This window comes from Burkholderia lata (genome assembly GCF_902499025.1).
Classification (GTDB): domain Bacteria; phylum Pseudomonadota; class Gammaproteobacteria; order Burkholderiales; family Burkholderiaceae; genus Burkholderia; species Burkholderia lata_C.
On sequence record NZ_CABVPW010000049.1, the window covers coordinates 55,694 to 63,948 of the forward strand.

Sequence of the window (8,255 nt, forward strand, 5' to 3'; positions counted from 1 at the left end):
ATCGCTGCGCGAGAAGCGGGCGCGCGCCCTGCAGCGACACGGGATCGGTGGCACACTAGGCCGCCCTCTTTCACCCCGGGGCGCGCCTCGCGCACCCCGTTCGCCAGGAGTTCAGAACGTGACTGCCCAATGGATCGACATCCCGACCGGTAACGACAGCTTCGGCGGCTATCTCGCGCTGCCCAAGCGCGGCAAAGGCCCTGCCGTCATCATCATCCAGGAGATCTTCGGCGTGAACTCGCACATCCGCGCGGTCGCCGACCAGTACGCGTCCGACGGCTTCGTCGCGCTCGCGCCGGACGTGTTCTGGCGCACGCAGCCGCGCGTCGAGCTGACCTACGAAGGCGCGGATCGCGACAAAGGCATCGAGCTGATGAAAAAGACCGACGTGGGTCTCGCGGTCGCGGACATCGGCGCGGCAGCGGACGCATTGCGCGCGCGCCCCGAAGTGGCCGGCAAGATCGCCGCGATCGGCTACTGCTTCGGCGGCCAGCTCGCGTACCGCGCGGCCGCGACCGGCAAGATCGACGCGGCAGTGGCCTACTACGGCGGCGGCATCCAGAACGCGCTCGACCTCGCCGGCAAGGTCACGCAGCCGATCCTGTTCCACTACGCGGAAAACGACCACGGGATCCCGCTCACGGCCGTCGACCAGGTAAAGGCCGCGTTCGCCGGCCACGGCCATGCATCGTTCCACGTGTATCCGGGCGCCGAGCACGGCTTCAACTGCACGGACCGCGCATCGTACAACCAGCGCGCGTCGGCGCTCGCGCATGGCCGCACGCTGACCTTCCTCGCCGAACACCTCTAAAAACGGCCGGCCGCGGGCCCCTCGCACCGGGCCCGCGTTATGCTCGTGACATCGCCACGAGTCACAACGGGGATGACAGCGATGCACTCGGACTATCTCGCGCATGACGCGATCGGCCTCGCCACGCTGGTGCGCGAACGCAAGGCGAGCCCGCGCGAACTGCTCGACGCCGCGATCGGCCAGGCCGAAGCGGTCAACGGCGCGATCAACGCGATCGTGCTGCAGGACTACGAAGCCGCACGCCAGCGCGCGTCAGCCACACCCGACGGCGGCGCCGACGCGCCGTTCGCCGGCGTTCCGTATCTCGTGAAGGATCTCGGCGCGGCGGTCGCCGGGCTGCCGCTGTCGATGGGCAGCCGGCACTACCGGTATTTCGTGCCCACCGACGATTCGCCGGTGATCGCGCGAAGCCGCGTGGCCGGCCTCAACGTGTTCGGCAAGACCAACACGTCGGAGATCGGCCAGATGCCGTACACGGAGCCCGAACTGTTCGGTGCGTGCCGCAACCCGTGGAATCTCGATCACACGCCCGGCGGCTCGAGCGGCGGTGCGGCGGCGGCCGTCGCGGCCGGCATCGTGCCGCTCGCGCATGCGTCCGACGGCGGCGGCTCGATCCGCATCCCGGCATCGTGCTGCGGGCTGTTCGGCCTGAAGCCGAGCCGCAACCCGGTACTCGTCGACCTGCCGTCGAACGGCGATCTGGTCGTCCAGCATGCGGTCACGCGCAGCGTGCGCGACAGCGCGCTGCTGCTCGACGTGACGACCGGCCAGACCTTGCCGGCCGGCGCGCCCGGCACGTTCCTCGGCGAACTCGACACGCCGCCCGGCCCGCTGCGGATCGGCCTCGTGCTCGACCCGATGCTCGCGCCGGCGCTGGCCGACGACACGCGCGCGGCGCTCGACGACGCGGCCGCGCTGCTCGAATCGCTCGGCCACCATGTCGAGCCGGCGACGCTGCACATCAACTACGCGCGCGCCGCCGAAACCTTCCTCACGCTATGGGCGACGATCGCCGAGGAGATGGTGCTCGGCGCGCGCGCACTGACCGGCCGCACGCCGAAGCGCGGCGAATTCGAAGCCGCGACGTGGGCGATGGCCGTGGTCGGCCGGCGCCTTGCGCGCACGCGCCTGCCGGACGTGCTCGAATGGCAGCGCCAGCTCACCGTGCAGGTGGCCGGCCTCGTGTCGCGCTACGACGCGATCCTGTGCGCGTCGCTCGCGGGCCCGCCGGTGAAGATCGGCGAATTGCAGCCGACGCCGTTCGAAACGACGCAGATGAAGGTGCTCGCCGCGCTGCCGGTGAAGCCGCTGCTGAAGGAAATGCTCGCGAAGTCGTCGGAAAAGGCGTTCACGTGGGCCGGCTGCACCGAGCTGTTCAACCTGACCGGCCAGCCGGCGATGTCGGTGCCGCTCTACTGGAACGCGCGCGGGCTGCCGATCGGCGTGCAGTTCGTCGCGCGCCACACCGACGACGGGCTGCTGCTCCGGCTCGCCCGGCAGCTCGAACAGGCGCGGCCGTGGTTCGACCGCCGCCCGCCGCTGATGCAGGCGCAGCGCTGACGCACGCGCCGCTGCTGCGCAATCATCGAAAAAAAGCCCCGCCGGCATAACCGGCGGGGCTTTTACGCATGCAATCGCGTGATCGCGCTTACACGACGAGCCGTTCACAGATCGTCCGCGTCGCGGCCGCCGTGTTCAGCGTATAGAAGTGCAGCCCGGGCACGCCCGCGTCGACCAGACGCTGGCACAGGCTCGTGACGACGTCCGCGCCGAACGCGCGGATCGACTCGCGATCGTCGCCGAAGCTCTCGAGACGGCGCGCGATCCAGCGCGGCACTTCGGCGCCGCACATCTCGGAGAAGCGCATCAGCTGCGAGAAGTTCGTGATCGGCATGATGCCCGGCACGATCGGCACGTCCACGCCCAGCTTGCGCGCATCGTCGACGAAGCGGAAATACGCGTCGGCGTTGAAGAAGTACTGCGTGATCACGGAATTCGCGCCGGCTTTCACCTTGCGCGCGAAATTCTCGAGATCGGCCTTCGGCGAGCGCGCTTGCGGGTGGTACTCCGGATAGCCGGCGACCTCGATGTGGAACCAGTCGCCGTGCTCGGCGCGGATGAAGCTGACGAGCTCGGACGCATAGCGCAGTTCGCCGACCGCGCCCATCCCGGACGGCAGGTCGCCGCGCAGCGCGACGATATGCCGGATGCCGTACGAGCGGTACTGGTCGAGGATCGCGCGCAGGCTGTCGCGCGACGAGCCGATGCACGACAGGTGCGGCGCGGCCTCGAGGCCGTCCTTCTGCATGTCGAGCACGGTATCGAGCGTGCCCTGCTGCGTCGAACCGCCGGCGCCGAACGTGCAGGAAACGAATTTCGGCTTCAGCGGCAGCAGCTGCGCACGCGTGGCGCGCAGCTTCTCGACGCCTTCCGCCGTCTTCGGCGGGAAGAATTCAAACGAGAGTTCGATCGTTTTCATGATTCTGAGAGAACAGGCTCCGGCCTCAGCCGATGTCGCGCTGACCGAAGATCAGTGCGGACAGCAGCCACGACACGATGCTGTACAGGATCGAACCGAAGAACGCGGACCAGAAACCCGACACCTCGAAGCCCTTCAGCAGCGACGACGCGAACCAGAAGCACAACGCGTTCACGACGAGGATGAACACCCCGAGCGTGACGATCGTGACGGGCAGCGTCAGCAGGATCAGCACCGGACGGATCACCGTGTTGATCAGGCCGAGCACGACCGCGATGATCAGCGCCGTGCCGAAGCTCTTGATGTGGATCGACGGCACGAGGTACGTGATGATCAGCAGCGCGAGCGCGTTGATGACCCAGGTGAGGATGACGCTCATGGAGTGCTCCGGTTCGGTTGTCGATCGGTACGATCAGTGGCCACCGGCCGCCGCGGGTGCCCGAAGGCGCGCCGCGGCGGCCGGCGATCCCGCGCCGTGCCGCCGTACCGGGCGCGCGCGGGTGACGCGCGCACGGCACCGCGGCAGCGGCGCATCGGATCAGTAGCGGTAGTGGTTCGGCTTGAACGGGCCGTCCTTCTGCACGCCGATGTACGAAGCCTGCTCGTCCGACAGCACGGACAGGTTCGCGCCGATGCGCGCGAGGTGCAGGCGCGCGACCTTTTCATCGAGATGCTTCGGCAGCACGTACACCTTGTTCTCGTACTCGTTGCCGCGCACGAACAGCTCGATCTGCGCGAGCGTCTGGTTCGCGAACGAGTTCGACATCACGAACGACGGGTGGCCGGTCGCGCAGCCGAGGTTCACGAGGCGGCCTTCCGCCAGCAGGATCACGCGCTTGCCGTCCGGGAAGATGATGTGGTCGACTTGCGGCTTGATGTTTTCCCACTGGTACTGACGGGTCGACGCGACGTCGATTTCCGAGTCGAAGTGACCGATGTTGCAGACGATCGCGTTGTGGCGCATCGCCTTCATGTGATCGTGGCCGATCACGTGGAAGTTGCCGGTGGCCGTCACGAAGATGTCGGCCTTGTCGGCTGCGTATTCCATCGTCACGACGCGGTAGCCTTCCATCGCCGCCTGCAGCGCGCAGATCGGGTCGATTTCGGTGACCCACACGGTCGCGCCGAGGCCGCGCAGCGATTGCGCGCAGCCCTTGCCCACGTCGCCGTAGCCCGCGACGACCGCGACCTTGCCCGCGATCATCACGTCGGTCGCGCGCTTGATGCCGTCGACCAGCGATTCACGGCAGCCGTACAGGTTGTCGAACTTCGACTTCGTGACCGAATCGTTCACGTTGAATGCCGGGAACGGCAGGCGGCCGTCCTTTTCCATCTGGTACAGGCGGTGCACGCCGGTCGTGGTTTCTTCGGTCACGCCCTTGATGTGCGCGAGGCGCGTCGAGTACCAGGTCGGGTCGGCGTCGAGGTGCGTCGCGATCGACTTGTACAGCGCGACTTCTTCCTCGTTGGTCGGCTTCGCGATCACCGAACGGTCCTTCTCGGCCTTCGAGCCGAGGATCAGCAGCAGCGTTGCGTCGCCGCCGTCGTCCAGGATCATGTTCGCGAATTCGCCGTTCGGCCATTCGAAGATGCGGTGCGAGAACTCCCAGTATTCGTCGAGCGACTCGCCCTTGAACGCGAACACCGGCGTGCCGGATTCGACGATCGCGGCAGCGGCGTGGTCCTGCGTCGAGAAGATGTTGCACGAGGCCCAGCGGACGTCCGCGCCGAGCGCCTTCAGCGTCTCGATCAGCACGCCCGTCTGGATCGTCATGTGCAGCGAACCGGCAATGCGCGCGCCCTTCAGCGGCTGCTGCGCCTTGTATTCGTCACGGATCTGCACGAGGCCCGGCATTTCGGTCTCGGCGATGTTCAGTTCCTTGCGGCCCCAGCCGGCCAGCGCCATGTCGGCGACGACGTAATCGTTGGAAGCTTTGGAATCGATAATGGCGTTCATCACGCCCTCCTTTCTAAAAAGTTTCTAGATTGGTGACGTGAGCGCCGTTCAGGAAGCGGGGCCGACGCGGTTTTGCCGCACAAGCTGCTTGGTGAAGCCTTCCGAGCCTGGCGGACGCAGAATGGTCCGTCGCAACGCTCCTCGGAAAGCGGAGAGGATTGTAGCAAATCGGCGTGCAGAATGCGCAAGCGCGCACATTCACGGCACTCACCCGGCACAAGCGCGCGGCGTCGGCGCGCGCGGCCGTCAAGAAAGGGTCAGGACTCCGCGCCGACCCACGCCTGTTCGCGCAGCCGCGCACGCAGGCGCGCGACGGCCTGGCTGTGCAGCTGGCACACGCGCGACTCGCTCACTTCGAGCACCGCGCCGATCTCGCGCAGATTCAGACCCCGTTCGTAGTACAGCGACATCAGCAGCTTCTCGCGCTCCGGCAACCGCTCGATCGCCTCGACGAGCGCTTCGCGCAGGTGCTCGTCGAGCAGCGCCGACAGCGGATCGGCGTGATCGACGCGGTAGCGGTCGAGGAACGGCTCGTCGTCGGCCGCGCGGTCGAAATCCTCGTAGTAGATCAGCTGGCTGCCGTGCAGGTCCTGCAGCATCCCCTGGTATTCGTCGAGCGGCATGTTCAGGTGCAGCGCGATCTCGGTCTCGCTCGCCGAGCGGCCGAGATGCTGCTCGACCTGGTGCACCGCGTGCTCGACCTCGCGCGACGTCTTGCGCAGGCTGCGCGGCAGCCAGTCGTTGCTGCGCAGCTCGTCGAGCATCGCGCCGCGGATACGCTGGGTCGCGTAGGTCTCGAACTGCGCTCCCTGGTCTTCCTTGTAGCGGCCGGCCGCGTCCATCAGGCCGATCATGCCGGCCTGGATCAGGTCGTCGAGGTCGACGCTCGCCGGCATCTTCGCGACGAGCTGCAGCCCGAGGCGACGCACGAGCGGCGCATATTGCGCGAGCACGTCGGCCTGGGACATCTTTCCTTGAGCGTTGTACATCATGGCTCTCTCCTTCCGGTGGCACTCACGCGGCGTGTGCCGCGCCCGCCTCATACGACGGCTTGCCGCCCGCGTGCACGGCGCGGCCCGCACCCGAACGCGGGCGCATCGGCCAGTACAGCAGGTCGGCGGCAATCTGCCTGTAGTCACGCGCGGCGGCCGACGACGGGAACGCGTCGACCGCGGCGCGCATCAGCTCGCGCGCATGCTCGACGAGCGGATCGGCGCTCACGCAGCCCGCGTCGGCGATCGACACGGTCAGGTAGCGGCTCGCGACGCCCGCGAGGTTGTCGAACGCGACCTTCGCGTCCGCGTGGCTGCCGACGTGGTTGGTCAGCACGCGGAACTGCGCGAACGCATGCGCGAAATGCAGCCGCTTCATGTACGCATACGCCTCGGTGATCGCCTGCGCGGCAACCCGCGTGACGACCAGCACGTCGTGCGCTTCGCGTGCGAGCGCCGAGAACGAACCGTCGGCGCCGAGCTGCGCGTCGACGAGGACGATGTCGGCCGGCCCGTCGATGAAATCGCTCAGCTGCGCGTCGGTGTAGCCGCTGCGCGCGAGCCGCGCGGCGGCGCACAGGCCGAAACCGGCCGCGACCCGCGTGCGCTCGCCGTCGCGCAGCCACGCACCCGCCAGCGTCGCGCTGGCCGAATGCACGTCGGCACGCTCGTCGACGACGAGCACATCCTTGCCGAGCGACGCGAGCGCCGCCGCCAGATTCACGACGGTGGCCGTGCAACCGACGCCCGCCGGCCCGCCCGCCACGGCGACGATGCGCGACGCGCGCCCGGCCAGCAGGCGCCGCAGCCCTTCGGCCTGGTCGATGATTCGTTTATCCAAATCGCACCTCGTGAAGCTCGGCGGTGGAACGTGCGGTCAGTGCGGAGAGCAGCGTCGGCATGTCCTCGTCTTGCGGCACGAAGGGCGAGCCGTCGCGCGGTACACAGAACGCGCTCTTCAGCAGGAATTTGGTCGACGCGACGTACAGGTTCTCCGGCACCTTCTGGCCGGTCGACACGTAGTGGATCGGCAGCTTGTAGCGGATCACCGTGTCGAGCACGCCGCCGAGGTGGGTCGCCTCGTCGAGCTTCGTGAGGATGCAGCCGGCCAGGTCCGGGTGCTCGCCCGCGCTGCGGTATGCCTGCACGACTTCGTTGAGCGTGTCGCCATGGCTCGTCGCGTTGAGCAGCAGCAGGCGCTGCACCGGCGCGTTCGCCCCGTGCAGCATCGCGATCTGGTCGGATACCGCGCGGTCGCGCTGGCTCATGCCGATCGTGTCGATCAGCACGATGTGCTTGTTGCGCAGCTCGGACAGTGCCAGCGCGAGATCGCCCGCGTCCTTCACCGCGTGCACGGGCACGCCGAGGATCTTGCCGAAGATGCGCAGCTGCTCGTGGCCGCCGATCCGGTAGCTGTCGGTGGTCAGCAGCGCGACCTTGCTCGCGCCGAAGCGCATCACGCAGCGCGCGGCCAGCTTCGCGGTGGTGGTGGTCTTGCCGACGCCCGTCGGCCCCATCAGCGCGAACACGCCGCCGCGCTCCATCAGTGCATCTTCGCTGTCGAGCACCGGCAGGTTCGACGCCAGCACCGACTGCGCCCATTCGGCGGCCTGTTCGAAGGTCTGCGCGCCGTCGCCGGCCGGCATGTTGTCGACCAGCATCCGCACGAGCTGCGCGGAGAAACCGGCGGCGAACAGGTGCTTCGTCAGCGCGCCATGCACGGCGCTGCGACGCTGGCGGTCGTGCCACATCAGGCTGTCGAACTGCTCTTCCATCATCCCGCGCAGTTCACCGAGCTCCTGCATCACCGTATCGTTGACGATCCGCTCGATGCGCGACTTCACGGCATCGGCCACCGCGGCGGCCGCGTCGGCGGACAGGCGCGTGCGCTCGGCCGCCTTCGCGGCATGCGCCGCGCTCGTGTTCGTATCGGGCGCGCGGGTGGCGGCGGCCGGCATCCGGCGTTCGGCGTCGCGCACGATGTCGCGTGCCCAGTCGGGCGGCGTCGCGCTCGCG

8 protein-coding genes and 1 riboswitch are annotated in these 8,255 nt (G+C 68.1%); of the genes, 2 read left to right on the forward strand and 6 right to left on the reverse strand.

The features are described from left to right. The first annotated feature begins 118 nt into the window (after positions 1–118). Complete coding sequence (locus BDI24065_RS35320) at positions 119–811, forward strand: dienelactone hydrolase family protein (protein ID WP_175035061.1); 693 nt, start codon at positions 119–121, stop codon at positions 809–811. A gap of 81 nt (positions 812–892) precedes the next feature. Continuing rightward, complete coding sequence (locus tag BDI24065_RS35325; protein WP_175035067.1) at positions 893–2,371, forward strand: amidase; 1,479 nt, start codon at positions 893–895, stop codon at positions 2,369–2,371. 88 nt (positions 2,372–2,459) lie between these two features. Here BDI24065_RS35325 and metF read toward each other — a convergent pair whose 3' ends face one another. The 6 genes from metF to flhF form a co-directional block, all read right to left on the reverse strand. Further along, the gene (gene metF / locus BDI24065_RS35330) at positions 2,460–3,290 is read right to left on the reverse strand and encodes a methylenetetrahydrofolate reductase [NAD(P)H] (protein ID WP_175035062.1); all 831 of its coding nucleotides are present in this window, start codon (positions 3,288–3,290) and stop codon (positions 2,460–2,462) included. 25 nt (positions 3,291–3,315) lie between these two features. Further along, positions 3,316–3,669 (reverse strand): phage holin family protein, encoded by a 354-nt coding sequence (locus BDI24065_RS35335; RefSeq protein ID WP_006477367.1) that lies wholly within the window; start codon positions 3,667–3,669, stop codon positions 3,316–3,318. A gap of 159 nt (positions 3,670–3,828) precedes the next feature. After that, a complete protein-coding gene (gene ahcY / locus BDI24065_RS35340; protein WP_175035063.1) occupies positions 3,829–5,247 on the reverse strand; it encodes an adenosylhomocysteinase in 1,419 nt (472 codons plus the stop codon). A 32-nt stretch (positions 5,248–5,279) separates the two neighbouring features. Next, a riboswitch (S-adenosyl-L-homocysteine riboswitch) is annotated at positions 5,280–5,396 on the reverse strand. Positions 5,397–5,504: 108 nt separating this feature from the next. Continuing rightward, positions 5,505–6,239: an RNA polymerase sigma factor FliA gene (locus tag BDI24065_RS35345; RefSeq protein WP_034183990.1), complete on the reverse strand. Its 735-nt coding sequence runs from the start codon at positions 6,237–6,239 to the stop codon at positions 5,505–5,507. A gap of 22 nt (positions 6,240–6,261) precedes the next feature. Next, positions 6,262–7,080, reverse strand: a complete 819-nt coding sequence (locus BDI24065_RS35350) for a MinD/ParA family protein (RefSeq protein WP_175035064.1) — start codon at positions 7,078–7,080, stop codon at positions 6,262–6,264. Then, the coding region (gene flhF / locus BDI24065_RS35355) for a flagellar biosynthesis protein FlhF (protein WP_175035065.1) at positions 7,073–8,255 on the reverse strand (1,183 nt) is incomplete at its 5' end. The genes flhF and BDI24065_RS35350, both read right to left, overlap by 8 nt.